Origin of the sequence: Bacillus sp. FJAT-29814 (assembly GCF_001510715.1) — a bacterium.
Classification (GTDB): domain Bacteria; phylum Bacillota; class Bacilli; order Bacillales; family Cytobacillaceae; genus Neobacillus.
This window is the reverse complement of record NZ_LMTJ01000001.1, coordinates 464890-490737: the sequence shown is the minus strand read 5'-3', so window position 1 is coordinate 490737 and position 25848 is coordinate 464890. Positions and strand designations below refer to the sequence as shown.

The window sequence follows — 25848 nt, the reverse complement described above, 5'->3', positions numbered from 1 at the left end:
TCCTAATAAACTATATTTCGCCTGAAATCGTTTTCAATTTTTCAATAGCTTTTTTTCTTCTTCGCCAATATACATCAATTCATACACCGGCGGTCCATAGCTATGGTCATAATATGGCTCAATTTGAATCAGTCTGCCGGAAATCACTCTTCCGCTAAGTGTTTGAATCGTTACTTCTTCATGTAATGACGCTTCCTCCAGTAAAAATCCCCTTGCTCTCATTTCATAAGGCACAGTTTTGGAATCTTCAGGAAGCCGGTCACTTCGTTCTTCCGGTTGTAACAATATCCGATGGATTTCCACCCATGTACCTTTGTTTACTTTTTCCATTTAAAGCCCTCCTCCTATTTTGCCGTTTCAGGAACCTCAATTATTTTCGATGCATCCCTCCTTTTTGAGCCACTGGTCCTTTAAAGTGGCAATTTTGATAGAGTATAGCAGTTTTATTTAATCATAACTTTTGTTATTTTACAACAATTCAAAATATTTAAACTGAAATGAGATTAGTTTTAGATTTAACGCCACCATTTGACGCTCATCCTGAAAAAGTAAAAGCCGTTCCCTACTGGAAACGGCTCTTCTTGGCAAAAGGGAACTATGAAACTTTTATAGTGAACAGGTCCTCTCTATCTGAGTCAACCTCCAACCGCTCGCAATCTATCTATTTACTTTTTACTGCATAAAACGCCTGTTTCAATGCATTAGCCGCCTGGTTAATTCCGTAATGCGCCTTTGCCAATACACCAGGCATCCAGAAGAAACCGTGGATCATGCCGTCGTAACGCGTCGCCTCAACTGGCACACCCGCCGCATTTAATCGTTCGGCATAGGCCTCCCCTTCATCACGCAGCGGATCGAAGCCTGCTGTAATCACCAAGGCTGGCGGAAGGCCACTTAAGTCCTCGGCCAATAATGGCGATGCGTACGGATTCTGGCCATCCTGTTCATCGTGCAGATAATGATTCCAGAACCATTCCATCGTATTCTTGGTCAAGAAATATCCTTCCGCATTTTCTCGATATGAATCGGTGTCATAAGAATGATTCGTTACCGGGTAGATCAGCATTTGATAGGCGAGAACTGGACCGCCCTGTTCGCGGGCCATCAACGCCACTACCGCCGCAAGGTTTCCACCAGCACTGTCACCGCCAACGGCAATCCGACTAGGGTCAACTCCAATCAATGCAGCCTGCTCCTCAACCCACTTTACAGCAGCGTATGCATCTTCTGCGGCAGTTGGGAATTTGTGCTCAGGCGCTAAGCGGTAATCGACCGAAACAACAACACAACCGCTCCTGTTCGCCAACATCCGACAAGGAACATCAACGGTATTCAAATTGCCGATTACCCAGCCGCCTCCATGGTAATAAATCAACACCGGGAATGGGCCTTCACCGGCCGGCGTATAAATCCGGACAGCAATTTCACCACCGTCCACTGGAATCGCCCGGTTCTCCACCTTCGCTACCTCTTCCGGAACTCCAGCCAAAAGACTGAAATCAGCCAGCCTAGCTAGTTCAGGGGTGAGCATCTCCATTGGCGGCGCACCAGCAGACTCCAATTGTTTTAAAATAAACCATGCTTGCGGGTCTAATTTTCCCTTGAAAAACCCTTCTTTCATTAATCCTTCATCCTTGCTATCAGGTGCTAGCAGAGAGGTAAATCCCTCATAGCCTCTTGCTGCTATATCATCACAAAGCAAACGATAAAGACCGACCCCGCCGGCAAAAGCAAGGAATCCCCGCGGCTTGCCTTCGATATTGGCGCCCATATACCAGGATTCGGTTTTGGTTAACAGGGACATATCCGCAACAGAGTGGCACAATTTGCTCCAAAATTCTTCGGCCTCAACAGTAGCCTCAAACGCCTCCAAACGGTGCTCACGCAGATAATGAATACAGTCAGTTACCCATTCGACATGCTGTTCAATCGAAATCATCATGTTACTTAAGACTGACGGACTCTGCGGGCCGGTCAGTATAAACATATTCGGAAAACCGTTCGTGGCTAGTCCGAGGAAGGTTTTCAATTCGGCGCCATCAGCCCATTTATCCTTTAAGGACACATCATTTTTTCCGCGAATATCGATTTTAAACAAAGGGCCGGTCATTGCGTCAAAGCCGGTCGCAAATACAAGGACGTCGAGTTCGTACTCAGCATCTGCCGTCTTGATCCCATCTGGAGTGATTTCTACAATTGGAGCAGCCTTTAGGTCCATTAGCGATACATTTTCACGATTATAGGTCTCAAAATAGTCGGTATCAATGATTGGTCGTTTTGTGGCAAAGAAGTAGGAAGGCAAGAGCTTTTCAGCCACTTGTGGGTCTTTCACCACTTGTTTTATCTTAGAGCGGATAAATGCTGCAGCGGGTTCATTGGCTTCCGGAAGCATCCCGATGTCATTGTAGGTATAAAGCAGGGAAAATAACCCTCCCTCCTGCCAAGCCTGTTCGAATTGACGCTCCCGTTCTTCGGGGGTTTCCTGCAGGACGGACACCATTCTACTTGCCGACGGGACGCCATGCTGCGAATACTGCATAAGCTGTTTAATCTCATCGTAATTTTCCCTAGTCTTGCGGATGGTTGCTTCATCTAACGGTTGATTTCGTGCCGGGCAGCTATACTGCGGTGTCCGCTGGAACACGGTGAGATGGCCTGCTTCTTTAGCGATTACGGGAATCGCTTGGATTCCACTCGAACCGGTTCCTATCACACCGACACGTTTGCCGCTGAAATCCACTTTCTGATGCGGCCATCTTCCCGTGTGGTACATCTGGCCTTTGAAGCTATCCAACCCCTTATAGTTAGGAATATTGGAAGCGGAAAGACATCCGATTGCCGTGATAAAGTATTCTGCGACAACCGCTGTCCCGTCATCCATCCGAATCTCCCAATTGCGATTTTCTTCATTGTAGCGCGCTGCGGTGATTCGTGTGTTGAACTGGATGTCACGCCTTAAGTCCAGTTTATCAGCTACAAAATTTATGTAGCGCAAGCTTTCCGGCTGCTCCGCATATCGGGAAGACCATGTCCATTCATTCAAAATCTCTTGTGAAAAAGTATAATTATAATAGATACTTTCGATGTCACAACGTGCCCCAGGGTAACGGTTCCAATACCACGTGCCCCCGACATTATCCGCCGCTTCATAGACACGGACTGAATAGCCTTCCTCCCGTAGTTTGTGTAGCATGTACAAGCCGGAAAAACCAGCGCCCACGACCACAGCATCAAAAATCTGAATGTCTTGTTGGTCTACTCCCATCTCCCATTTCCTCCCTCGTGCCAGCGGGAAGGTTTCTGCAATAATGTGCCATAAGCCATCCCTTCGGCAAAATTGTAAGCGTTACCAATAAAAGGAATTCTCTCTGTAGGAAAAAAAACCTTCCGAGTACCTCAACTTTCTCTAGACAAATTGCACCATGATTCCACAAAAAACACGGGGACGTGTCCTGCTAGCTTTTTCATCTTTCAAAAAAAGCCGGCAGAACCGTCCCCGTGGTCTCAGTCCTCCCAATAAAATAAAGCGTCATAAACCCGATATGGCGGTTCAGAAAATATTGTCGGGATATCCGCATCAAATGGCAGGAGCTGATTAAGGTAATCTTGTTCCAAAATAGTGTACTGATACCTTTCTAGTACATCCTTTATAGCTTTGACCTGTTCCTCCCAATTCCCGGGCGGTACAGTCCCGACCTTATCCATTTCCAAGAAATCACTGCTTCCCCCGCCGTTGGCATGTTTCGTCATCTGGCCCTTTCCTAACGAAAGGATAGAAATTCCCGATTGGACGACATTCAATGATTCTTTTTAATTCTATATTCAAAAAATGGATAGACATAAAACTCCCCCTTTCCCTTCACTTATAACATATTCTTATTGGACAGGCATAGTATGGAATGAGAAGACTTTTTTGAAGGGAATACCCGGCATGACTAATCGTACAAGATTAACCGCTTCATTTTATGCTACTTTATCCATCAGTTTTTGGGGAGTTTCATTTGTATCCACGAAGGCTGTACTCGGCAAGCTGGATCCCTATTCATTGCTTGTTGTTCGGTTTGGAATTGGCGTAATCTTTTTGTTGTTACTGCTTCTCCTTCAACGAAATCGTCTACTCGTCTCCATTAAATATATCCCTCATCTATTGATTTTGGGCGTACTTGGGGTTTTTGTTCATCAAGTGCTGCAGGCCACCGCATTATTAACGATTAGTGCCTCTTCTGCTGGATGGCTCATCTCTTTTTCTCCTGTGTTTACCTTCATTTTGTCGATTCTTTTTTTACATGAAAAAATAAGTTTTGCAAAAGCGTCGGGAATTGTTTTGGCCATTATCGGAGTCCTGTTGATTACAACAGCCAGGAATGGAGAATCTATTCAGTTTAGGTTCAATATTGGCTTCATTCTCATGATGCTGAGCACATTAAACTGGGCAGTATATTCCGTACTGTTAAAAAGCTTGAAGATTCCATATCCTCCACTATTGGTTACTTTTTATATGAGTCTGCTGGGCTTGCTGCTGACAACACCATTTCTGATTCGAAACAGGGGCTGGGAATCTCTTTCCCATCTAACCCAGTCGGAATGGGCCCATTTACTGTTTCTAGGAATCTTTGTTTCGGGAATTGCCTATTGGTATTGGGCCAAAGCTCTGGAAGTTTTGGAGGCCACCAAAGTCTCGATGTTCCTTTATCTGGAACCCATCGCCACTTTAGTTGCAGCGGTATTGCTCCTGCATGAAAAAGTTTTACTCATAAGTGTGGCGGGCGGAATCATAATTATTATTGGAGTTATCATGGTCAATGGTCAGCTTCTGCCAGTCTTGCTCAACCGCTTTAAGAAAACACCTCGATAGGAGGACAACTATGACTTTGACAGCAAGAATCAAAAGGGTTTTAGATCCCTTAAAAAGCCCTACACAAGAAGAATTAAAGGACGCTCTTTTACAAATAAACCTGACTCTTGATGATTTTGAAGACCTGCCAAAGCCTGCAGACAGAAAACCGTATAACCGAAAGCTTCTTTATAAAAATAGCGAGGTAGAACTCCTCGTGATGAACTGGTCGGAATTGGAGTGCGCCCCCCACGACCATGGCCAGTCCCACGGCTGGATCCAAGTCATTTCCGGGATTACTACAAATACAGTGTTTGAGTTAAACGCTGATGGGCTCCCTACAGAAATATTTCATGAGTATCATGATAGAGGGCAATATGTGTATGCTCCCAAAAAAGGAATTCATCAAATGCAGGCTTCTCAGGGAACAGACTTGGTTACCCTTCACCTATATTCTCCTCCGATTTCCGGAATGATGGTTTATGACCTGCAAAAGTGCGCAGCCTGCATTGTTTCAGATGATTGCGGGGCATGGTGGCCTGAGGAACAGGTTCAAAAGGTGAAAGAGATTCAACTTAAGAGGTATGCTAAAAAAGGACCCGAGTGACTTCGGGTCCTTCCTTTATTTTTATAATTTACACCCACTGAATCGAGCCAAACTCACCATGCGGATGGTTTTGCAGCTTATATCTCCGATACTCATTTTCTAGTTTGCGAAGTGGCATCTCATAGAGCTGTTGATCTTCTATTTTATAGACGTTTAGAAAAATTAGTTTATTGATTAGTTTTTGACGTTTTTTTTCGTCGGTCGATCTCATGAGAAACACTCCTTGTTTTCAAAAACTTATACTTTATTCCGCCTTAACTTAGTTTTTATTATAAACTTATAATTCCTATCTGTAAAGTAGGAAATAAAAATAAACCGAAAAAAAGGCACTAAACCTAGAATAGTGCCTGCCGATACTTCATTACCTAGACCGCTAAAATCCAATCTGCTATATCACTTATCACTTGCTGATCGACTTTCTGTGCCACTTTATATTCTTTTTGTACCTTTAGAATTTCACCATAAATGGAGGGCATCATAAGGTGGTTCAAATTAGGATATAGTTTATATGCTACATTCGGCTTGTCGCCCAGTATATTTTTATACCCATAGAAATCTTTTTCGATTGAGGCTTGAACATCCTTTTCCCCTTGCAGGATGAATATTGGCTTTTCCAAGTCTTTAAGATAATGACTAGATGGATGTTCTCCTGCCTCTTTAAAATAATAGGCCATAAGGTGCTTGCCCATAACTGGGGTTGACTTTGCCTGTTCATCACTCAAATTATAGATGTTTTCAAACTTGGATGCTAAAGCGGCTATTTGTTTCTTTGCAATGAATCTCACAAACCGATTCAGCGAATCTAACACCACATCGTTTTGGCTCATCATAATTTCTTCCAACGTCCGAGGCGACCCGGCCATAATGATGATTCCTGTGAAATTTCCACCTTCCGCGTCAATTCTCGGAGCCAGCATCCCACCCATACTGTGGCCGATAATAAAAATTTTGTTATTATCAATCCGGGAATCATTTCGTAATAATTCGGCAGCAAGAACGGCATCTTCAATGGTTTCCTCTTTCACAGACAGTCCGCCATCGTACTTCAATTCTTTTCCGTACACAAAGGTTCTCTTATCATAGCGAATGGCCGCAATCCCTCTTTCTGCCAACCCTTCGGCAAAATCTCTAAAAACATAATTGTTTCCTACATTTCCGTCCATATTACTTGGACCTGAACCGTGAACCAATACTGCCGCAGGTACGGGACCCATCGTGTTTTCAGGAATGGTCAGCATGCCATTAAGCGGATACTTTGTCCCAGCCCCAATCACAATTTTTTCTTGAACCAACGTCTTTCCCTCCATCATACCTCTCCCCTTCTTTTTATCTAGTACTAAAATACTATTCCTAACATTTCGACATTATTATCAAAAAACCTGCTTTATTTCCTTTCATCCATAAAGAATTTACAAAAACCCAATATGAAAGTTAAGATTAAAAAGGAAACATTTATAAAGAAAGAAGGAAACTCCGATGTCAGATATCTATTTAGACAATGCCGCCACGACGAAAACCTATCCTGAGGTTGTAAGCAAAGTGATCGAAATGCTTACAGAGACATACGGAAATCCTTCGTCATTGCATCGTCTAGGCCGAGAAAGCAGATTGGAGTTGGAAATGGCCCGGCGAATTATTGCGGAGTCACTTGGGGCAAGTCCGGAAGAAATTTATTTTACTTCGGGCGGCACCGAGTCTGATAATCTGGCGATCAAAGGAGCTTGCCTGGCGAATGCGAATCGGGGCAACCGGATTGTCACGACCGCAGTGGAACATCCTGCTGTGACCAAAACGATCTAATCAGCATCAGCGCACATAAAATTCATGGTCCTAAAGGAATTGGTGCGCTTTATGTAAAAAATAACACGCAGCTATTTTCTTTGAATCTTGGCGGAGGGCAGGAACGCGGATTACGTTCAGGAACGGAGAGTACTCCGCTTATTGCTGGGTTTGGTGAAGCGGCACGAATCAATTTTTCAAATATGAATCACGATATCCCCCATATGACCAAGTTGAGGGATTATAGTCTCGAAGCATTTAAGTACCAAATACCACAAGCTGTGTTAAATTCAACCAAGCAAGGCGCACCCCACATTGTCAATGCTTCACTACCGGGGCTGTCTAATAAAAAGGTTGTCGAGTTCCTTGATTCTAAAGGAATCTACATCTCTAGTGCCGCAGCATGCAAGGGCAATCATTCCCGGGGTCCTTCTGTGCTACAATCATTTGGATTAACCCGGGCTCTTGCAGACAGCGCGATCAGAATCAGTTTTTCTTGTCAAAATACAAAAAGTGATGTGGATGCCCTTATAAATGCGCTCGTGGAGTGCTGCAAGGATAAGAGCTTAACTTCAGGTTCGTCGTCAAAAGAGCAAGCCAAAAAGCCATGATTAGCAAAAACATGGCTTTATTTGATTAACTCTGTTTTTCTTTTATCTTCTCTTGAATTTTTTGAAGTTCTTTCAGCGACAATTCGCCCAGAGATTTTTTAATTTCATCCTCTAGCTGTTTTTTATTGCTCTCCTGATACTCGTTCCACCAATCTCGTAGTCCTTCCGTTTGATCAATAAGGCCTTCGATGTCGATTTCCACCAATTCATCATCCGTCATATACGTTAATACAGCACCTAGCATACGTGTCAGGTTTTCTACTTCATTATCATTCTTCAATTCATTTGGAGTATCGGTATCCTTTTCAGTCTCCTCAGCAGTTTGTGCAGATTTTCGCGGCATCGGTACCCTTCCTTACCATTTACTGATAAATCTTAGTATTACCAGTAAGTACGAAATCAATTAACTTTATTGCATGTCTGGAAATGAAAGGCTGATAAATTTTTTTTAAAAAAGGCCAAAAGAAGTATCTTTTAGCCTTGTACTGGAGTTTCTTTTTCCAAATCCTTCAATCTCATTTCCACTTGCTCCGGTGTGAGTTCATGTTCTTTCACATACAGATTTCTTGGGTGGACACGGCACTCATGGGTACAGCCGCGCAAATATTTGTGTTCGTTTTCTTCGGAACAAAGGATTTGTTTATTGCACTCCGGATTTGCGCAGTTGACATAACGTTCACATGGCTCGCCGGTAAAGTAATCCTTGCCGACAACCACATGCTCAATCCGATTAACTGGAACGCTGATCCGCTCATCGAATACATAACATTGCCCATCCCACAGAGTTCCTTTTGTTTCTGAATCTTTTCCGTAGGTTACAATTCCGCCGTGAAGTTGGCTCACGTCTTCAAACCCTTCCTTGACCAACCAGCCGGAAAACTTCTCGCAACGAATGCCGCCTGTACAGTAAGTCAGGATTTTTTTTCCTTCCAACATGTCTTTATTCTCTTGAATCCAATCTGGCAGCTCACGGAAAGCTTTAATTTCAGGCTTAATTGCCCCACGGAAATGGCCCAATTCATATTCGTAATCATTACGGGCATCGATCACAACAGTGTCAGGATCCTGCATCGCTTCCAACCATTCTGTCGGGCTCAAGTGTTTTCCTGTTGTCACATTAGGATCGATATCATCCTCCAAGCGGAGAGTCACTAGCTCTTTCCTGTATCGAACATGCATCTTTTTAAAAGCATGTTGTTCTTCTTCATCCACTTTAAAGACCATTTCGGCAAAACGGGCATCAGCTTTCATCGTTTTGATGTATTCGTCCGTTGCTTCAATTGTTCCCGATACCGTTCCATTAATTCCTTCATCTGCCACGAGAATGCGCCCTTTTAAGCCAAGTTCTTTACAAAACTTCAAATGGCCGGCAGCAAACTCCTCGGCGTTTTCTATGGGAACATACATGTAGTATAAAAGAACCTTGTAAGGTTTTTGAGTTGTCATTTTCTAATTCACCTACTATTTTATAATCGTCTACTTTTTAAACTCAAAAATATAAAAAGTATTTTACAGGTTTAAGCAGGTTTTTTCAATGTAAATGCATGGGAAAAGGAAGACTTCCTTACATTTGAAAAGCTTTTTGCCAGTCAAATTTGGTTGGTTTCGCATAAAAAAGAACCGAAAAACCTATCGGTTCAACGGTCACATCTTCCCTGATTTCAACTTATTTTTTACGTCATAGTATAGGGCTACAATAATATCAATGTTATTATCAATAAAGTTCAGCCGTTCTCTAGAAACCTCTGACCACTCACTATTTAGGTGGCGTGCAGATAGAATATGTCTAATGCTAAAGGTATAAGTATGATGCAATTCCGAAATAAGATAGCTTGCACCCGAAAGAAGCTCTTTGCTGACTATGCTTTCAATATCATTTTTTAACCAGTCTGGTGCCACCGCAATGGCTCTCTTTAACAGCAGTTCATGCTGATCCTCATTCATGACTTGTCCTCCTCATAATTAGTTTTAATCATGTTTTTTATCATACAACATCTTCTCTCATTCTCCTAATCCATCCAACCGGTTTTGTTTCAATCATTCTTTTTTATTCAGTGTTTGAATAATGGGCAAACATAATATCCACCATTGCTTTTATATAAATATTATAAAAAAACCGAACATGCAGCTGCATGCTCGGTGTGTCATATATTCTAATACTCTACCTTCCACATATAACGTCTTGTTGACAAAGGGTGATTGCGTTCCTCTGCAAGCTGATCGGCATATTTCCTTAATACATGGTTCAGGACAAGCGGTGCGATATAGCCTTGAACTTCCTCGGCAACCCCGGTGAAATCAAAGTCTTTCGCATCAAGAACCACCAATCTTTTTCCATAGCGCCGCGAGAATTCAAGTGCCCTTTCTTCCAAAGGCCTTGTTTCATCCAAGCCAAGTAAAATGATAAATGGAATATCTTCATCCAGAATCTCAAACGGGCCATGAAAGTATTCTCCGGCATGGATGGCGTGAGAATGAACCCACTGCATTTCCATCAAAATACAAATCGCAAATGAATAAGCCACACCAAAATTTGCTCCACTTGCCATCGTATAAATGATCTTTTCATTTTTATAAGATTGAGCAAAATCCTGGGCTTTCAGGGCATATGCGTTGGCAGCCTTATCGTAAAGAGTTTGAAGGTGTTCAAGATTGGCAACGACTAAATCTGCTTTTTGATTATTTTCCAATACCTTCAATACCCCAAACACAAGCTGGTAGAGAACAGAATAATTGGTCGTAAAGGCATCCGCCTCCTCGCCCCATTCATATTTTAAAACAACATCGGATTCTTGGACTAATGGTGACCCTTCTTCATTCGTTAACGATACTGTCAACGCTCCCTTTGTCCTGGCAAATTTTGCTGCAGCCACCGTTTCCGGTGTTGTGCCGGAATGGGAACAGAGGATAACGAGCGATTGTGTTCCTAACTTTGCGTGATTGCGATGGATAAACTCATTGGAACTGTATAAATGGGCATCAAGCTGTTTTGCTTCACGATCTATGACATATTTGCTAGGATACATGATTGCCGATGAACCGCCACATGCCACAAAGAAAACATTGTTCACATTCCGTTTCTCAACCTCAGCCAACGCCTGCTTTACTTGATTTTTAATTCCTAAATCTGCAGCCATTTCTATTACTTCCTCCTTTTATGGTTAAAATGGAACCTTTTTATAATATCTTCTCGTCGACAGTGGATGATTTCTCTGCTCCTCCAAATGGCAACTAACCCGTTCGAGTAAGGTGGCCAAGACAATCGGGGATAGGAAGCGTCTCAAATCGTCAGAAATCCCGTCAAGTTCATAATCCTTTGTATCAAAAACGGTTAATTCTTTCGAGTAGTGCTCCGCAAAGCGTTCGACCCTTTCAGCAAGCGGACGGGTCTTATCCTCACCCTTTAATAAAATAATGCTTGTATCTTCTTCGACCAATTCAAGCGTACCGTGGAAGAAATCGGATGCATGGACCGGGCGGGTTTTAATCCATTGCATTTCTTCTAAAATACACATTCCGTAATAATAAGTTTGCCCCCAGTCAATTCCTGTCCCGGACAGAATGTGGTATGGCGTGTGTTTATGTTTTTGGGCAAACTCAGCGGCACGCTGTTCAGTTGCACTCTTAACATTCAATAAAACTGCCGGAAGCTGTTTCATTTCCTCGACAAATTGATGATACTGAGGGAATTCATTCCGAATATACATTAACCGGAATGCAATCAAGTAGGATTGGATGTAAAAAGATTCACATGAGGTATCATCAGCAGCATAATTCACAAAGGTGTAATCCGTTAAATGAGCTAAAGGAGTGTCGGCGTGCCCGACCAGACTAAAGGTTGTTGCGCCTTTTTCCTTACAGTATTGTGCTGCTGCAACCGTTTCTTTTGTCGTACCTGACAGAGAAGGCAGAATCACCAACGACTTTTCTCCTAAAAATTGATGATCCATTAACATCAGTTCAGAAGAAATTTCAGTATAGATCGGCAATTTCGAATGATTTTTTAAAATAAATTGTGCTGGATACATTAGAAGTGTCGCCCCACCTGTACCGACGAAAAAGACATTTTCCACACCTTTTTCCATTACAGCATCAATTGCTAGATTCAACTCATCCTTTAATTGCACCGCTCCAGTTTGAATCCCTAAAAATCTTTCAGCATCAAAGTTAAACATCTTTTCTACTCCTCCTTTTTATTACTAGATGGTGTACGCCGAGAGGCAAAATGAACAAACGAAACGTCCGTTCATTTTGCTATCGCGCTGCCTTTTAGTAATCCATTTTTCGATAATATCTTCTTAGCTCTAAAGGATGATTTCTTTCTCTCTCAAAATAGACACTAAGTCGACCCGTTAATGCCCAGTTAACGTTGACGGCAAAAAACTTTCGAAACGCTTCGCTGATTCCATTCAATGGGTAATCTTTGGTATCAATAATGAACAGTTCCTTCGTAATCTTTTCCGCAAACCGTTCTACACGCTCCACTAATGGACGAGTTTCATCTTCGCCTTTAAAAAGGATTACACTTGTATCCTCTTCCACCAGCTCGAGTGTTCCGTGGAAAAATTCAGCAGCATGAATGGATTTGGATTTAATCCATTGCATTTCTTCTAAAATGCACATAGCGTAGGAGTACGTGTTGCCCCACAGATTCCCTGCGCCGACAAGCATGTGGTAGCTGGTATCTCTGTGCTTGATGGCAAATTGTTCAGCGCGTGAATCGAACGCTTCAAGCGCCTGGACTATGCCTTCTGGTAAAAGCGCAATTTCTTTGGCAAATTGGTCATATTGCGGAAATTCGTCATGGTTATGGATGAACCGGAATGTCAATAATTGCAAAAATACAAAGAATGTATCAAACGAATGCTTTTCATCTGAAGCCAAAATACAATAATCAACTGTCTCCGCTAGTGGTGTGCCAGGTTTTGCTACCAGTCCAATCGTGGTTGCACCCTGATCTTTACAGAATTGTGCAGCAGCCACTGTTTCTTTTGTTGTCCCGGTAACAGAAGCAAAAATACAAACCGAATCCTTTGATAGATGGCGGTGGTTCATCACCAGCAATTCTGCTGCGATTTCTGCATGTACCTCCAGTGTCGAATTGGACTTAAAAATATACTCATATGGATACATCATCGCAATCGTCCCGCCGGAGCCGATTAAGAAAATATTCTTGAAGCCCTTGGCGGATACTTCATCGACAACCTTCTCAATTTCTTCACGTTTTGCTAATGCTTCCTGCCCAACCTTTTGTAAAAATAACTCACGATCAAATTTTAACATCTGTCCCACCTCCTATTTTTTTACATTCGACTTTCATTTGGTATATACCATGTTAAAATTTATTTATGGTATATACCATTTAGACCACTCATGTTGAAAAAACATGTCCCAGGTAGAATAGGAAAGGCTAAACACCTCCCTATTCAGGTTCCTGTAGACACTTTAAAAACGACCCTCACCCTTTAACACTTCCCGCTGTTAAACCGCGGACAAATTGTTTTTGGAAAATGATATAGGCAATGACCATTGGGAGTGCAGAAATGGCCAACCCTGCTAACTGGATGCCAAAATTGGTGTTTAACTGACTTCTTAGGTTCATTAACCCGACTGGAATGGTTCGAAGACTGGAATCCTCCACAAATACTAACGCAAACATAAACTCATTCCATACATTCATGCATGTTAATAAAGCACAAGACGCAATGATTGGTTTACCCATAGGGATAATGATGTGGCGGTAAACATTCCAGCTATTACAGCCATCGATGATCGCCGATTCCTCCAATTCCCTAGGGATGGAGAGAAAATAAGAGCGCATCAAGAAAATTGAAAATGGCAATTGAAACGCTACATACGGCAAGATTAATGCCCAATACGTATTATACAAGCCCAGCCCTTGAAGCAGTTTGTATAGTGGAATCAAGCTGACCTGTGGCGCCAGCATCAACCCGCTTAGGATGAGAATAAGTAGAATGTTTTGACCCTTAAATTGAAACCTGCTCAACCCGTAAGCAGCCATCGAACCCAGTATTAACACTGCCAAAACCGAAATAACTGTCACCAGTACGCTATTAAGGAAAAATTGCCCGATTCCCGCATCCCAGGCGGATTTGTAATTGCTCCAAAACCATTCTTCAGGCAGCGACCATGTGTTGAGAAAAAAGTCGCTATTGGATTTTAATCCACTTATGACAAGCCAAAACAACGGGTAGATAATGACCAGGGCAAACAGACTGAACCAGACAAGGACACCAGCTTGAAACATTCGATCTTTCAATTTTGTGCCGAAATGGGTACCACCAGGCCTGAGTTCCGTTAGGTTTTCTGTCTTAACTGCCGGTTGACTCACCTGCTTACACCTCCTGTCCTGATTTCCCCAGCTTCATCTGGATTAATGAAAGCACCAGGGTTATGACAAAAACAACGGTCCCAATGGTGGAGGCATAACCCATTTCGTCATTTCGGAAGGCAGCACGGTAAAGCATTGTGCCTAAAACTTCTGTCGAACGCCCCGGCCCGCCGAAAGTCATGATATAGACTTCATCAAATACCTTAAAAGCACCGATCACGGTAATGACAGAACCCACCAACAGCATTTCTTTGATTTGCGGTACGGTAATGTTGAAGAACGTTTTTATCTTAGAAGCACCATCAATCATGGCCGCCTCATAATATTCAAAAGGTATTTTTTGCATGGCAATTAAGAATAACATGGCCATATAGCCTGTGTACTGCCATTGTGATACAGCCACCACAGCGTAAATGGCTACCTCACTATCGCCAAGCCAGGACCGTGCCCATTCTGCCTGGCCGATTGCTTTTAATGCCCCATTGACCAAGCCTACTTCAGGATTGTAAAGCAGCTGCCATAATAAGCCGACGACCGCAATTGAAATGACAGAGGGAATAAAAAACACAGTTCGGAAAAATGGCTGAAACCTGCGAATCAATTTATCTTCCAATATAGCTGCAATTATTAACCCGCCGCCTACCTGAAATACCAACGAAATAATGGCGTAAAGCGAGTTGTTTTTTAAGGCAATCAGAAAAACTGGATCCTGGAAAAGCCTTACGTAATATTCCAAACCAACAAAGGTTCTCCCGGCATCAAAGGAATTCCACCTAAATAAACTGTTATAAAGGTTTAATACAATTGGCAGAAATACAAAAAACAGAATTAGAAGAAGTGCCGGCACGATATAGAGTAAGGCGGTTCGTCTGTTACGAAATGTTTTTGTCATCCTTTGCCCTCCTTAGAGGGGGTAAACAGGACTTTCCTGCCTACCCAGCATTTTTAGCAATCAAGTGCGTCCTCTTTCTTACTCCACTTCGCTTTTTACTTGTTTGGCTACATCTTGAACTTCCTTAATGATTTTATCCGGAGATTTAGACCCATCAAGCAACAATTGAATATTAGACAAATAAGCATCTGCCACCTTGGCATGTACATCGGTATCAAGCCATTCTGCCATACCTTCCGCCTGCTTCATGTATTCGACACCTTCCGCCACTTCCTTAAGTGCAGTGTCAGGGTTAGTCGCTCCATCAATTGGACTTGGCCAGCCAATTTGTTTTACAAGCTTTAAGGCATTATCTTTACTTGTCAGGAATTTCAGGAATTTTATTGCTTCATCTGGATGCTTTGTTTTCGAAGAAACGATAAATCCATCCGGGGCACCTGTAATGTATTTCTGGCTGCCTTTGCCCTCAGTGATGTCCAGCATTGGGAAGAAGCCCCAATTCCCCTTCATATTTTTGTCCGCATCGGGAAATTCCTCAAGCTCTACATAGAAAATGGCTCCTTTACCTGCAAAAAACAATTGCTTGGCCATATCATGTGAACTGGAGTTAACATTTTTCATAAAATATCCTTTTTTATTTAAATCAGCGAACATTTCCATTGCCTTTACATAGCCAGGATCCGTGAATTCACCTGAAGCAGGATTATAATCTTTCATTCTGACGTCCTGTGCAACCATCTTTTGGTTTAATCCCGTTAAGTAGTGAATGGCTGCCCAAGGGCTTTGATTTCCAAGAATTAACGGAGTTTCTCCGCCCTTTTTCAGCGTCTCTAAAACATCTAAAAATTCATCCCATGTTTTAGGGGCTTCCAAATTATATTTTTCGAATATTTCCTTGTTGTAGATAAAGAACTTGCCGTTGAATCGTAACGGAATACCATAATTCTTTCCATCGGATGAGAAAGGCTGTAGTGATGCAGGAATAAAACTATCTTTCCAAGCTGCATCTTCATTTAAATATGGGGTTAAATCCAAAGCTGCATCAGCACGAACAAATTTGCGGGCAAATTCACCTGACCAGGAGAACATAATATCCGGTACTTCATTGCCGCCGAGAATGACACGAAGTTTATCTTTAATCGGCTCGTCTGCAATCGCTTCCATTTTAATTTTGATATCGGGATTTTGTTTTTCAAACTCTTTTACGACTTCTTCAAAATAGGGAGCAAATTCTGGCTGGGGCCACTTATGGAGGAACTTTAAGACAACTTTTCCAGATTCCTCTTCGCTGGAAGAAGAGCTAGAACAACCTGCGACAACGAGTGACATGATTAACATTACTGCTAATAACAATTTCGCCTTCATTTTCACGTTTATTAACCCTCCTTATTTACTCAACTAAACTATCGAAAAAAACGACTAATCTCTCCACCTCCGCTATATATATTTAACTATTTTATTTCCCTTATTTAGATAGGGAAATTAAAATGGAATACCGTAACCAAAAGCACCTTCGACCAAGCAGGTTTGTGCTGCAAATTTTGCTCCTGATTCTAAACTCTCAGTCAGCAGGACAGCGTGATCACTTGCCGGATTTCGCTTATTACCAGCAAGATAATGGAGAATAAAAGCAGTAAAAAAGGAATCTCCTGCACCTAGGGTATCAATAGGCTGGACAAAATGCGGCTTTTGCCGATAAAATGAAGTTCCATCATAGACAATTGCCCCGCGGGAACCCATCGTCCCAATCACCAGCTGGCTACCGTAGGAATAAACTTGTTTTAGTAGATTCTCAACATCCGGTTCCGTCAGTTGCCCGCAGGAGAGCAAACTGACATCAATAAAGGGACAATTCTTTTTTAGCAAATGATCATTATAGTCACTAGAAAAATCGTATGATACCAAAACACCTGATGTTTTTAATTTATGTAACTCTGAATCCATGTCGCTGTAAATGCTGCTGTGAGCAATATCAAAGGTTTTAATATATTCCAAGTCTTCATCTGAAAGGATAACCGGAAAATTCTTTTGCACTCCACCATCATTCCCGCCGATGAAAACCCGATCACCATTTACTAAATCTACGGCCGCAAAGCCATTTTCCCCTTCGTGCTGACGGCAATGGGAAATATCCACTTCCAACGCCTTTAAGGTTTCGATAATATGGTCAGCCGCACGGTCGTTTCCAAACACCCCGAGGTAAGCGGCTTCAATCCCCAGCTGCTTTGCATAAACAGCAAAGTTTAGGGCATTTCCTCCTGGATACATCTTTTTTTTGTACATATATTTATCGACCACATTATCACCAACACCAATAACTTTCATCAACGGTCCCTCCTAATTGATGAGTGGTATATACCATTTACAGCATCAGTAATATGGTATATACCATTATATTTATTTTGAAGTGAAAATAATCACTTCAGTTTTAATTCGGAATAGAATTTGACGATATCACTTCTAGTAAGTGAAGTAGAAAATTCGATTTCGATATTATTTCGGTCGAAGGCAACTGATTCCTGAAAGATGCAAGGGCTCTCAGATCGGATTTTTAACAATTTGCTTTCACTTTCATCGGAAAAGGTCACTTGCATATATTCCTTCGCCTTTACAAGAACGATCCCAAATTCTTTTTCTAGCAGTTCGTATAAGGATTGGTTCTCCTCTATCATACGATCGAGCCCGGGACAAAGATTTTCCGGGATAAACGATTCTTCAATCGCGATGGGTGTCTCATTGACGAAACGCAATCGTTTAATGACAATCATCATTTCTCCCAACGGTATTTGTAGTTTTTGAGCCAGTTTAGCATTTGCTTCATTTTTGCCAACGGAAAGTATTTGTGTACTTGGAATCAACCCTTTATTTAACATGTTTTTGGTAAAACTATTAAACGTCACAAAGTCCATGGTAATTTTGTTATTGGTAATAAAGGTTCCGGCGCCTACACGCCGTTCAACGACCCCTTCCCTCTCCAGAATCGATAATGTATGCCTTGCTGTCATTCGGCTGATCCGGTATTGTTCGGCCAATTCCCGTTCTGAGGGGAGCTTATCTCCATGCTTCAGCTTACCGCCCTCAATATCTTCCATAATTTTATTTTTTAGCTGCTTATAAAAAGGGACTGTCTCTTCATCATTTAACACCCTGCTCATCTTCCATTCTCCTGATTTAATTATTGTTATATTCCTATTATAATGAATCCGATTATCCCTAGCTATTAATCAAATTTAAAAAAACCAATATGGTATATACCATTTTCGGTAGTTTTTTAAAAAATGATGGCCAGGTGCTGTTGCATGCTAGAGAATTATGAAGCGTTTTCATTCTATAAGAAAGAATGGAAGTAGTTTATGGTTGTCTTGGTTGATTTTAGAATAGTTTAAATTTTCGATATTGTCAATATTATTTTTCGGAAAATTTAAACCTTTTATCCTAACTACACAAGCAGAAATTGTTTGAAACTGAATTTCCCAAATGATTCGACACGAATGGTCGTTTCAGGAAACTCCAAATGGGCCGTCACGTCATTCGGGATTACAATGCATTTAATCCCTGCTTCAACTGCGGCAACTGCTCCATTCAATGAATCTTCAATTGCAAGCGCCTCATTGGCTTCCACTCCCAATTCCTCCAACGTCTTTACATATAGAGCGGGGTCCGGCTTTACTTTCAAAACATCATCTTTTGTTTTCATAACAGAGAAAAAATCGAGAAGGTTAAATTCCCGAAGGTAGCTCTCTACCCATTTTCTGTCGGAACTAGATGCCAAGCCTATCTTTAGCCCAAGCGCTTTTGCTTCCTGCAGCTTTTCTTCCACACCCTCACGAAGCTCCAGTGTCTTACTATGCTTTGAATAATGTTCATGCGCTAACTGTTTAATTTCTAGTTTGTTGATCTCCATTCTAACTTGTGTTTGAATGTATTGATAAAGTCCTCCGTCTGAGGTTCCAATCCCTTTTGCAAATTCCTCAAGCGCAAGGTCTAGCTGATATTTCTCCCTTAACACTTCTTTAAAAGCCTTATACCAAAGAGATTCTGTGTCAATAATCGTTCCATCAAAATCAAAGATAACCGCTTTAATAGTCAATCGTTCTTCATTCCTTTCTGTTGTTTTTACCAGATACCCCCATTATAAACAGTAACTTGTTGTTTACCAAACTTTTGATATTTTTCACTTAGATCCTCTTACCCCACAAATCAAAAAAACCGAACATGGGCAACATGTCCGGTCAAGTTGGTTCAACCCTTGCTCGAATTTCCTACCTTCTCCGGGGATAACGCATTTTCAAACATTTCGATGAGGAGTGGGACAATCTCAAAGGCATCGCCTACAATACCATAATGGCAGTTCTGAAAAATCGGGGCTTCTTTGTCTTTGTTAATGGCAATGATTAAACCGGAGTTTTTCATGCCGACAATGTGTTGAATTGCGCCGGAAATGCCAATCGCAAAATAAATTTTTGGCGTGACCGTCACACCGGTTTGCCCGACTTGATGGGCATGGTCAATCCAGCCCGCTTCGACCACATCCCGACTCGCACCAACCGCTCCGCCAATTGTTTCCGCCAACTGGTGAATGAGTTGGAATCCTTCATAGCTACCTAAGCCTTTTCCACCGGCAACAATGATGTCGGCTTCGTCGATTCGTACCTTCCTTACTGTTTCCTTCACGATTTCCAAGACCTTTGTCCGAATGTCTTCTTCTTTTAAAGAAATGGTTTCTTCCACAATTTGTCCTGTTCGCCCCGGCTCTGGGGTCAGCGCCTTCATAACTTTGGAGCGAACAGTGGCCATTTGCGGCCGATATTTTTTACATAAAATCGTCGCCATAATGTTACCGCCAAACGCAGGGCGGCTTGCCAATAGCAACCCCGTATCCTCTTCAACATCGAGCTCCGTCGTATCCGCCGTCAAGCCTGTCGGGAGGTCAGTTGCCACTGCACTTGCCAGATCCTTTCCTGTTGAGGTAGCCCCGAACAGGATTATCTCCGGTTTATGTTTATCCGAGCAATCCAAAACGGCCTTCATGTATGACTCGGTCCGGTAATGTTTAAAGATCGGTTGATCATATAAATATACGGTATCAGCCCCGTATTCAAAAACCGTGTTCGTTAAATGTTTAACATTCTCCCCGATTAAAATGCCGGCCAATTCTACGCCCCGTTTATCTGCTAATTTCCGTCCGGCTCCCAACAGTTCGAGGGATACAGAGGCAACCTGATCGTCCTTTTGTTCAATGAATACCCAAACACCTTTGTAATCTTTGAAGTCCATCTACATTCCCCCCTTGCCTTGAAAAAGTTCCTTCTTTTCCAGCACAACCGAAAGCAGCTGCTCTGCTTGATCCCTCGGGCTACCTTCAAGGAATGTTCCCCCTGCCGGTTTAGGTGGTGCCCAAACCTTCGACACAATTGTCGGTGACCCCTTCAAACCAAGCTGCTTAATGTCCACATCCTCGAGGTCATCGACAGACCAAATATGCGGTTGATATCTGGCAGCCCTTAACATGTTGGGAAGCGGAGAATACGGCACTTCATTGATGGTTTTTTCAACAGAAAATAAGCATGGCAATGTCGATCGGACAACTTCGTAGCCGTCCTCGAGCTTGCGGTGGACAATGGCATATTTTTCGTCAGGATTGAGTTCAACTACTTTGTTCACGGAAGTGAGCGGCGGAATATCGAGCCTTCTGGCAATTCCGGGACCAACTTGACCGGTATCGCCGTCGATGGACATTTTTCCGCAAATAATCAAATCGACGGGCTTTTCTTTGGAGATTTTTTCAATCGCCTTAGTCACAGCATAGCTCGTTGCCAAGGTATCGGCCCCGGCAAATCGGCGGTCCGTAATCAAATAGCCTTCATCGGCGCCAATTTCAATGCACTTCTTGATCGCGGTTACAGCTGGAGGCGGACCCATTGTGACAACAGACACGGTCCCTCCATACCTTTCCTTTAGGCGGACCGCCTCTTCCACTGCATGGGCATCATATGGATTCAAAATCGCAGGCGCGGTCCTGCGGTCCATCGTGTTTGTCTTTGGATTCATTTTGATAATTTTAGTGTCAGGCACTTGCTTGATACAGGCTACAATATGCAGCATTTAATCCCTCCTTTTTATCGCTTTCTATTATGTGTCTTATTTAGTCCGTTACCACTACTTTATTAAACAAGATGTCTTCACATTCGTAATTTTCAGTAAAAAAACCACATGGACAGTTCTCCTGGATTTTTACTGGTAAAAAGCCAGTGGGACTGTCCATGTGGTTCATTTTTCTTTAATTATTTTTTCATCAATGGCTTTCATGATGGCGGATGAGCGGTTTTTGACATCCAATTTCGAGTAAATATTAGAGATATAGTTCTTCACCGTCCCCAGAGACAGAAACATCCTTTCCGAGATTGCTTTATTGGAAAGGCCCTGAGACAAATATTTTAACACCTTTAATTCCTGCTGATTTAAGTCATAGGTGTTAACCTCAGAAGATTTTTCGCCCAGGCCAATCCCTTCATTAGAACCCAACGATTGGAAGACCTCTTTAGCAAGCTCGCGCGGGATCAACGAACCGCCATGATAAACCATTTGAATCCCGGTTACTAAAAACTGAGGGTCGACTGCCTTCAAAATATACCCTTCTGCTCCAGCATTTAACGCGTTCATGACATAGTTAATATCCTGAAAAGTCGTTAAAATGATAACTTTTATATGGGGCATCCGCTTTTTTATTTCTTCCGTCGCCTTGACCCCATCCATTTCCGGCATTTGGATATCCATTAATACGATTTCTGGGTTTTCTTTTTCGCATAATTCTATTGCTTCTTTTCCATTAGCAGCCATACCGATAATACTGATATCCGAGATACTTTCCAATACGATCTTTAAGCTTTTCCGGATCAGCTCCTGGTCTTCTACAATAATTGTCTTGATCATACCCATGACACTTCCTTTGCAAGCGAGTGAAATCATCGCGCTTCTGAAATGGCTTTTCTTACATCATCCAGTCCTTTTCTTGCCAGATTGGAAATTTCAATAATATTTTTTACCGCCTCTTCTGGATTTTTCTTTATCAAGATTGGCAGAGCATCCAAACTGGTAATCACAGAAGTGAAAGTATGGCCGATGTTATTATGCAATACCTGTGACGACCGGTTCCTTTCTTCCATCACGGTCAATTCTTCGACTCTTTTAGAATAGTGTTTCAATGCCCTGTTTGATTTCATCTTTGATAGTAACGCAATCACAGTAACCAGAGATACAAAAACTCCATATTTTACATTTCTTCTTTGCACTCGTAATTCCTCCTTTTTCACGGTAACTCAATAGAAAAGGATATTAATACACCAATATCAATATCAATGGAGCAGCCTGTTAATAAAAAGATAGTGAAAACCACTATAATTCCGTATTTTTTCACGACCCATTCCACCTTTTCCTTCATTTCCTATACCTATACAATAACCACAAAAAGTCATATCCCCTAGTGTCTGAAGGTCATTAATTTAGTCATAAAAAAAGAGAAGTGCTGTTAAGACACTTCTCAATTTGCTTCACACCATTATTTTAAAAGCCCTGTCATCTTTGCCACACCTCTTGTGGATGCTGGGACTACTGCTTCATTCTTCCTGCTAAACTTAGCCTGAATCGACCGCATAATATGATAAGTCGTCGGTACAATCACTAAGGTTAATAAAGTCGAAGTCAACAGCCCGGAAATAACGACAATGGCCAAAGACCTTGAGATTAATCCGCCGTCACTGGACAAAGCTAAAGGCAACAGTGCACCAATTGTCGCCATTGCTGTCATCAAGATTGGGCGAAGCCGTGTTTTGCCCGCCTCCAGCAAGGCTGCTTTGACATCCATGCCCTGCTTCTCATTCTGCTTGACCCGTTCCATTAACACAATCGCATTGGTCACAACGATTCCAATCAACATCAAGAATCCAACTAGCGCCGGCATCCCTAGAGCTTGCTTCGTCAAATACAATCCGAGCAATCCGCCCGAAAACAGGAACGGCAAGGATGATAGAATCGCAACCGGCATGACCGTATTTCCAAACGCCACTAACATCACGATAAACACAAGCACAACCGCAACAGCCATCGCAATCGCCATATTGATAAAGCCTTCATTCATTGCTTGCGCCTGACCTACGGAATGATAGGTTACCCCGGCCGGCAAATCTAACGTTTTAATCCGCTTATCAACCTCTGCCTGCACGCCAGAAGAATTATCTGTCGTAATCCTGCCGGAAATCTCTACATATTGCTCTTGATTTAATCGGTACAATGCCGAAGGACTTGGCTGCTTCGAAAGTGTTGCCACATCAGAAAGAGTCACTTGTTGTCCCAGCGGATTCATTATTTTTTGACTCAAAATATCATCAATAGAGTCACCCGAATCATTGTTTAATAACAAATTAACACTTGTTGATTTTCCTTCAACCTGGATCTCTCCCACTTGATTGCCAGCAATCAACTCTCTAGTGAAGGCGGCCACCATTATTGGACTTAATCCTTTTTCAGCCGCTTTCTGATCATTAATCGATAACTGCAGCTGTTCCTTCTCTCCCGTAAGATTCGATTTTACATTTTCCAAACCATCAATATCCTTGATTTTATCTACAATCATCTTTCCGGCGGTCTCTAAATTTTTGGCATTGCTGCCCTCAACAATTAACCCTAAACCGCTTGTGCCGACAATTCCGACTGGAGCAAGTGCCACTTTCATATCATCATCTAATTTTTCAACCTTCGATCTGACACTCTTTTCAAAATCATGAGTTTGCCCCTTCGTCACATCATCCTTTAAATCGATGGAAAAACGAATATAGTCGCCACTGACAATTGTTTGAGCATTTTTAATATGGTTTTCTTCCGCTAAAATCTTTTCAACTTTTTTTGCAAGCTCATTTGACTTTTCCAATGACGTTCCATCCGGCAATTCCCCTGTTAGCCGGTAGGAAACAGCTTTTTCCTGCGGTAAAAAGTTTTGTGGTATCAACGGAACTAAGGCGAGCGAACCGGCAAACATGACCACTGCCAGGACAATTGTCACGGCACGGCGATTTAACACCCAAGCTAAGGTATGCCTATAGGCTTTTTCAAACCAAGATTCCTTCACTTCTTTATGCTTGATTTTTAGTAAAAATAACTTCGCCAACAATGGCACGACCGTTAAGGCGACAATCAATGAAAACGCGAGTGCAACGATGACAGTAATGCCAAACGGGGCGAAGAATCGGCCAACGATCCCTGGTACAAACGAAAGCGGTCCGAACACGGCAATTGTTGTCAGTGTTGAAGAGGTAATCGCGCCGCCTACTTCTTTGGCAGCTGTCAACACCAACCGCTCATCCCGTTTAGGACTAATCAAGGTTCGACGGTAAACATTTTCAATGACAACAATCGAGTCATCAATAACCCGGCCGACGGCGACGGCAATTCCTGCCAGGGTCATCATATTTAAGCTGTAGCCAAAATACTTCAACGTCACCATCGAAGCTAAGATCGATAATGGAATCGAAAGCACAGCGACAATAGTTGCTCTTATATTTCGTAAAAACAAGAACGTTACAATAACCGCAAACAATGTACCCAACAATACCTCGCGAAGCATTCCGTCTACTGATGTTTTTACTTCTTTTGAAGTATCGTATAATTTGGTTAAGGTATAGCCAGTAGGAAGATCCAATTTATCCAACTCTTCCTTCGCCTTGCTTACCAGTTCGACAGTATTTGAGCCTGGCTGTGCCTTCATTTCCACCAAAACAGCCGGCTTCTGATTCAAACGGGTGTATACCTGTTCTTTTTTATTGCTATAAGAAACATCGGCAATCTCCGACAAATTCACATTCACGATACCTTGAGGACCTACAGCCAAAATCTTCATATCCTTCACATCTTGCACAGACCCCATCTTGAAATCAGCCTGAACATTTAAGGTTTTATTAACAATGTTCATTTGCCCGGCCGGAAACGAAAAATGATGAGCGGTAAAGGTTTGCTTAACGGTTTCATAAGAAATCCCGTGCTCCTTCATTTTTTCCGGATCAAGCTTGATGGCGATTTCTTTTTCCGTTTCACCATTAATATCAATGGCTCCTGCCCCATCAATTCTGGTTAAGGCTGGCTTGATGTGTTCATTTATATATTGAGTAAGGTCAGATTGATTGGCAGTGTCTGATGAGAGTGCAAACTGAAACACCGGCATCGCCGAAGGGCCATCCTTGATAATTTGAGGTTTTTGGGCCCCTTCCGGCAGCTTAATCGAAGCGACAGCTGACGTCACATCCTTTTCCGCCTCATCCATGTCCTTGCTCATGTCAAACTCAAGAATCCCGACGACCACATTGCTGTGTGCTTCCACATAAAGATTATCGAGTTTTTTGATTCCCGACAGCGTGGTTTCCATCGGCTTCCCTATATCCTCCAATCCTTGTTCCGGTGTTGCCCCTACATATGGAACTTGGACGATAATATAAGGGATGTCGACATTCGGCATCGATTCCATCTTCATTGTTTTGACGGAATAAATACCGCCCGCGATCACCATTAACATCGCGATAAAAATAACCCCTGCGTTTTTTAAAGAAAATTTAATCCATGACTGCATCACTTTTCTCCTCCATTACTTGTTTGGTTTCCCCTTTTTCTAGTTTTACTTTTATCATTATAGGATTTTCACTTGCTGCCCAGCCTCGGGCGGCTGCTGTAAAATCACCTGCGACCTGAGACCTAGAAACAATTTCCAACAACTCTAAGTTTATAGTC

Annotated in this window: 26 protein-coding genes; 4 read left to right on the top strand and 22 right to left on the bottom strand. The window is 42.3% G+C overall.

The window, feature by feature from the left end; all coding sequences use genetic code 11:
- Positions 1-33 precede the first annotated feature (33 nt).
- The 3 genes from ortA to AR334_RS02305 all read right to left on the bottom strand — a co-directional run bounded on the left by ortA (position 34) and on the right by AR334_RS02305 (position 3750).
- Positions 34-330: a 2-amino-4-oxopentanoate thiolase subunit OrtA gene (ortA, locus tag AR334_RS02315; RefSeq protein ID WP_066304451.1), complete on the bottom strand. Its 297-nt coding sequence runs from the start codon at positions 328-330 to the stop codon at positions 34-36.
- A gap of 331 nt (positions 331-661) precedes the next feature.
- A complete protein-coding gene (locus tag AR334_RS30245; protein WP_066304450.1) occupies positions 662-3265 on the bottom strand; it encodes an alpha/beta hydrolase fold domain-containing protein in 2604 nt (867 codons plus the stop codon).
- Between the two features lie 239 nt (positions 3266-3504).
- Complete coding sequence (locus tag AR334_RS02305; RefSeq protein WP_066304446.1) at positions 3505-3750, bottom strand: hypothetical protein; 246 nt, start codon at positions 3748-3750, stop codon at positions 3505-3507.
- 181 nt (positions 3751-3931) lie between these two features.
- Between AR334_RS02305 and AR334_RS02300 the strand changes: the two genes are divergently transcribed.
- Together AR334_RS02300 and AR334_RS02295 are read left to right on the top strand one after the other, a co-directional pair.
- Entirely contained in the window at positions 3932-4855 is a 924-nt protein-coding gene (locus tag AR334_RS02300) for a DMT family transporter (RefSeq protein ID WP_066304444.1), read from the top strand.
- A gap of 10 nt (positions 4856-4865) precedes the next feature.
- Complete coding sequence (locus AR334_RS02295) at positions 4866-5441, top strand: cysteine dioxygenase family protein (protein ID WP_066304442.1); 576 nt, start codon at positions 4866-4868, stop codon at positions 5439-5441.
- 28 nt (positions 5442-5469) lie between these two features.
- On the opposite strand, the gene AR334_RS02290 is transcribed toward AR334_RS02295, so the two are convergent.
- Both AR334_RS02290 and AR334_RS02285 read right to left on the bottom strand, forming a co-directional pair.
- Positions 5470-5652 (bottom strand): Fur-regulated basic protein FbpA, encoded by a 183-nt coding sequence (locus tag AR334_RS02290; protein WP_066304437.1) that lies wholly within the window; start codon positions 5650-5652, stop codon positions 5470-5472.
- Between the two features lie 154 nt (positions 5653-5806).
- The gene (locus AR334_RS02285; RefSeq protein ID WP_172799138.1) at positions 5807-6733 is read right to left on the bottom strand and encodes a S9 family peptidase; all 927 of its coding nucleotides are present in this window, start codon (positions 6731-6733) and stop codon (positions 5807-5809) included.
- 184 nt (positions 6734-6917) lie between these two features.
- Here AR334_RS02285 and AR334_RS02280 point away from each other — a divergent pair, with 184 nt between their 5' ends.
- Both AR334_RS02280 and AR334_RS02275 read left to right on the top strand, forming a co-directional pair.
- Positions 6918-7241, top strand: coding sequence for an aminotransferase class V-fold PLP-dependent enzyme (locus tag AR334_RS02280; RefSeq protein WP_066304432.1), 324 nt, complete (start codon positions 6918-6920; stop codon positions 7239-7241).
- Entirely contained in the window at positions 7163-7831 is a 669-nt protein-coding gene (locus AR334_RS02275; RefSeq protein WP_082692747.1) for a cysteine desulfurase family protein, read from the top strand. The genes AR334_RS02280 and AR334_RS02275 overlap by 79 nt, the downstream gene beginning before the upstream one ends.
- A 25-nt stretch (positions 7832-7856) precedes the next feature.
- On the opposite strand, the gene AR334_RS02270 is transcribed toward AR334_RS02275, so the two are convergent.
- The 17 genes from AR334_RS02270 to AR334_RS02190 form a co-directional block, all read right to left on the bottom strand.
- On the bottom strand, positions 7857-8174 hold the full coding sequence (locus AR334_RS02270; RefSeq protein WP_066304427.1) for a hypothetical protein: 318 nt from the start codon (positions 8172-8174) through the stop codon (positions 7857-7859).
- Positions 8175-8305: 131 nt separating this feature from the next.
- Positions 8306-9277, bottom strand: a complete 972-nt coding sequence (locus AR334_RS02265; RefSeq protein ID WP_066304423.1) for a rhodanese-related sulfurtransferase — start codon at positions 9275-9277, stop codon at positions 8306-8308.
- 198 nt (positions 9278-9475) lie between these two features.
- On the bottom strand, positions 9476-9775 hold the full coding sequence (locus AR334_RS02260) for a hypothetical protein (protein ID WP_066304422.1): 300 nt from the start codon (positions 9773-9775) through the stop codon (positions 9476-9478).
- A 209-nt stretch (positions 9776-9984) separates the two neighbouring features.
- Entirely contained in the window at positions 9985-10968 is a 984-nt protein-coding gene (locus tag AR334_RS02255; protein WP_066304421.1) for an SIS domain-containing protein, read from the bottom strand.
- Between the two features lie 24 nt (positions 10969-10992).
- Positions 10993-12006 carry an SIS domain-containing protein gene (locus AR334_RS02250; protein WP_066304419.1) on the bottom strand — a complete coding sequence of 338 codons (1014 nt, stop codon included), beginning with the start codon at positions 12004-12006 and terminating at the stop codon, positions 10993-10995.
- 94 nt (positions 12007-12100) lie between these two features.
- On the bottom strand, positions 12101-13114 hold the full coding sequence (locus AR334_RS02245; protein WP_066304417.1) for an SIS domain-containing protein: 1014 nt from the start codon (positions 13112-13114) through the stop codon (positions 12101-12103).
- A gap of 175 nt (positions 13115-13289) precedes the next feature.
- A complete protein-coding gene (locus tag AR334_RS02240) occupies positions 13290-14183 on the bottom strand; it encodes a carbohydrate ABC transporter permease (protein ID WP_253701161.1) in 894 nt (297 codons plus the stop codon).
- Positions 14184-14187: 4 nt separating this feature from the next.
- On the bottom strand, positions 14188-15075 hold the full coding sequence (locus AR334_RS02235; RefSeq protein WP_066304415.1) for a carbohydrate ABC transporter permease: 888 nt from the start codon (positions 15073-15075) through the stop codon (positions 14188-14190).
- Positions 15076-15153: 78 nt separating this feature from the next.
- Positions 15154-16440, bottom strand: a complete 1287-nt coding sequence (locus AR334_RS02230) for an ABC transporter substrate-binding protein (protein WP_253701177.1) — start codon at positions 16438-16440, stop codon at positions 15154-15156.
- Positions 16441-16557: 117 nt separating this feature from the next.
- Positions 16558-17400: a fructoselysine 6-kinase gene (locus AR334_RS02225; protein ID WP_066304410.1), complete on the bottom strand. Its 843-nt coding sequence runs from the start codon at positions 17398-17400 to the stop codon at positions 16558-16560.
- Positions 17401-17492: 92 nt separating this feature from the next.
- Positions 17493-18230, bottom strand: a complete 738-nt coding sequence (locus tag AR334_RS02220; protein WP_066304408.1) for a GntR family transcriptional regulator — start codon at positions 18228-18230, stop codon at positions 17493-17495.
- Between the two features lie 284 nt (positions 18231-18514).
- Positions 18515-19159, bottom strand: a complete 645-nt coding sequence (locus AR334_RS02215; protein WP_066305203.1) for an HAD family phosphatase — start codon at positions 19157-19159, stop codon at positions 18515-18517.
- A gap of 158 nt (positions 19160-19317) precedes the next feature.
- On the bottom strand, positions 19318-20352 hold the full coding sequence (locus AR334_RS02210; RefSeq protein WP_066304406.1) for an electron transfer flavoprotein subunit alpha/FixB family protein: 1035 nt from the start codon (positions 20350-20352) through the stop codon (positions 19318-19320).
- Positions 20353-21180, bottom strand: a complete 828-nt coding sequence (locus AR334_RS02205; RefSeq protein ID WP_066304404.1) for an electron transfer flavoprotein subunit beta/FixA family protein — start codon at positions 21178-21180, stop codon at positions 20353-20355.
- 165 nt (positions 21181-21345) lie between these two features.
- Positions 21346-22008 carry a response regulator transcription factor gene (locus AR334_RS02200; RefSeq protein WP_253701160.1) on the bottom strand — a complete coding sequence of 221 codons (663 nt, stop codon included), beginning with the start codon at positions 22006-22008 and terminating at the stop codon, positions 21346-21348.
- A gap of 32 nt (positions 22009-22040) precedes the next feature.
- Positions 22041-22367, bottom strand: coding sequence for a histidine kinase (locus AR334_RS02195; RefSeq protein WP_066304401.1), 327 nt, complete (start codon positions 22365-22367; stop codon positions 22041-22043).
- A 266-nt stretch (positions 22368-22633) separates the two neighbouring features.
- Positions 22634-25690 (bottom strand): efflux RND transporter permease subunit, encoded by a 3057-nt coding sequence (locus tag AR334_RS02190; RefSeq protein ID WP_066304400.1) that lies wholly within the window; start codon positions 25688-25690, stop codon positions 22634-22636.
- Positions 25691-25848 lie beyond the last annotated feature (158 nt).

What these genes read in the sequence shown, in the direction of transcription:
- AR334_RS02220 (WP_066304408.1), bottom strand. Translation starts at nt 18,230, where the DNA reads ATGAGCAGGGTGTTAAATGATGAAGAGACAGTCCCTTTTTATAAGCAG.
- AR334_RS30245 (WP_066304450.1), bottom strand. Translation starts at nt 3,265, where the DNA reads ATGGGAGTAGACCAACAAGACATTCAGATTTTTGATGCTGTGGTCGTG.
- AR334_RS02225 (WP_066304410.1), bottom strand. Translation starts at nt 17,400, where the DNA reads ATGAAAGTTATTGGTGTTGGTGATAATGTGGTCGATAAATATATGTAC.
- AR334_RS02270 (WP_066304427.1), bottom strand. Translation starts at nt 8,174, where the DNA reads ATGCCGCGAAAATCTGCACAAACTGCTGAGGAGACTGAAAAGGATACC.
- AR334_RS02230 (WP_253701177.1), bottom strand. Translation starts at nt 16,440, where the DNA reads ATGAAGGCGAAATTGTTATTAGCAGTAATGTTAATCATGTCACTCGTT.
- ortA (WP_066304451.1), bottom strand. Translation starts at nt 330, where the DNA reads ATGGAAAAAGTAAACAAAGGTACATGGGTGGAAATCCATCGGATATTG.
- AR334_RS02295 (WP_066304442.1), top strand. Translation starts at nt 4,866, where the DNA reads ATGACTTTGACAGCAAGAATCAAAAGGGTTTTAGATCCCTTAAAAAGC.
- AR334_RS02235 (WP_066304415.1), bottom strand. Translation starts at nt 15,075, where the DNA reads ATGACAAAAACATTTCGTAACAGACGAACCGCCTTACTCTATATCGTG.
- AR334_RS02190 (WP_066304400.1), bottom strand. Translation starts at nt 25,690, where the DNA reads ATGCAGTCATGGATTAAATTTTCTTTAAAAAACGCAGGGGTTATTTTT.
- AR334_RS02255 (WP_066304421.1), bottom strand. Translation starts at nt 10,968, where the DNA reads ATGGCTGCAGATTTAGGAATTAAAAATCAAGTAAAGCAGGCGTTGGCT.
- AR334_RS02305 (WP_066304446.1), bottom strand. Translation starts at nt 3,750, where the DNA reads ATGACGAAACATGCCAACGGCGGGGGAAGCAGTGATTTCTTGGAAATG.
- AR334_RS02290 (WP_066304437.1), bottom strand. Translation starts at nt 5,652, where the DNA reads ATGAGATCGACCGACGAAAAAAAACGTCAAAAACTAATCAATAAACTA.
- AR334_RS02210 (WP_066304406.1), bottom strand. Translation starts at nt 20,352, where the DNA reads ATGGACTTCAAAGATTACAAAGGTGTTTGGGTATTCATTGAACAAAAG.
- AR334_RS02205 (WP_066304404.1), bottom strand. Translation starts at nt 21,180, where the DNA reads ATGCTGCATATTGTAGCCTGTATCAAGCAAGTGCCTGACACTAAAATT.
- AR334_RS02265 (WP_066304423.1), bottom strand. Translation starts at nt 9,277, where the DNA reads ATGACAACTCAAAAACCTTACAAGGTTCTTTTATACTACATGTATGTT.
- AR334_RS02200 (WP_253701160.1), bottom strand. Translation starts at nt 22,008, where the DNA reads ATGATCAAGACAATTATTGTAGAAGACCAGGAGCTGATCCGGAAAAGC.
- AR334_RS02250 (WP_066304419.1), bottom strand. Translation starts at nt 12,006, where the DNA reads ATGTTTAACTTTGATGCTGAAAGATTTTTAGGGATTCAAACTGGAGCG.
- AR334_RS02260 (WP_066304422.1), bottom strand. Translation starts at nt 9,775, where the DNA reads ATGAATGAGGATCAGCATGAACTGCTGTTAAAGAGAGCCATTGCGGTG.
- AR334_RS02245 (WP_066304417.1), bottom strand. Translation starts at nt 13,114, where the DNA reads ATGTTAAAATTTGATCGTGAGTTATTTTTACAAAAGGTTGGGCAGGAA.
- AR334_RS02280 (WP_066304432.1), top strand. Translation starts at nt 6,918, where the DNA reads ATGTCAGATATCTATTTAGACAATGCCGCCACGACGAAAACCTATCCT.
- AR334_RS02300 (WP_066304444.1), top strand. Translation starts at nt 3,932, where the DNA reads ATGACTAATCGTACAAGATTAACCGCTTCATTTTATGCTACTTTATCC.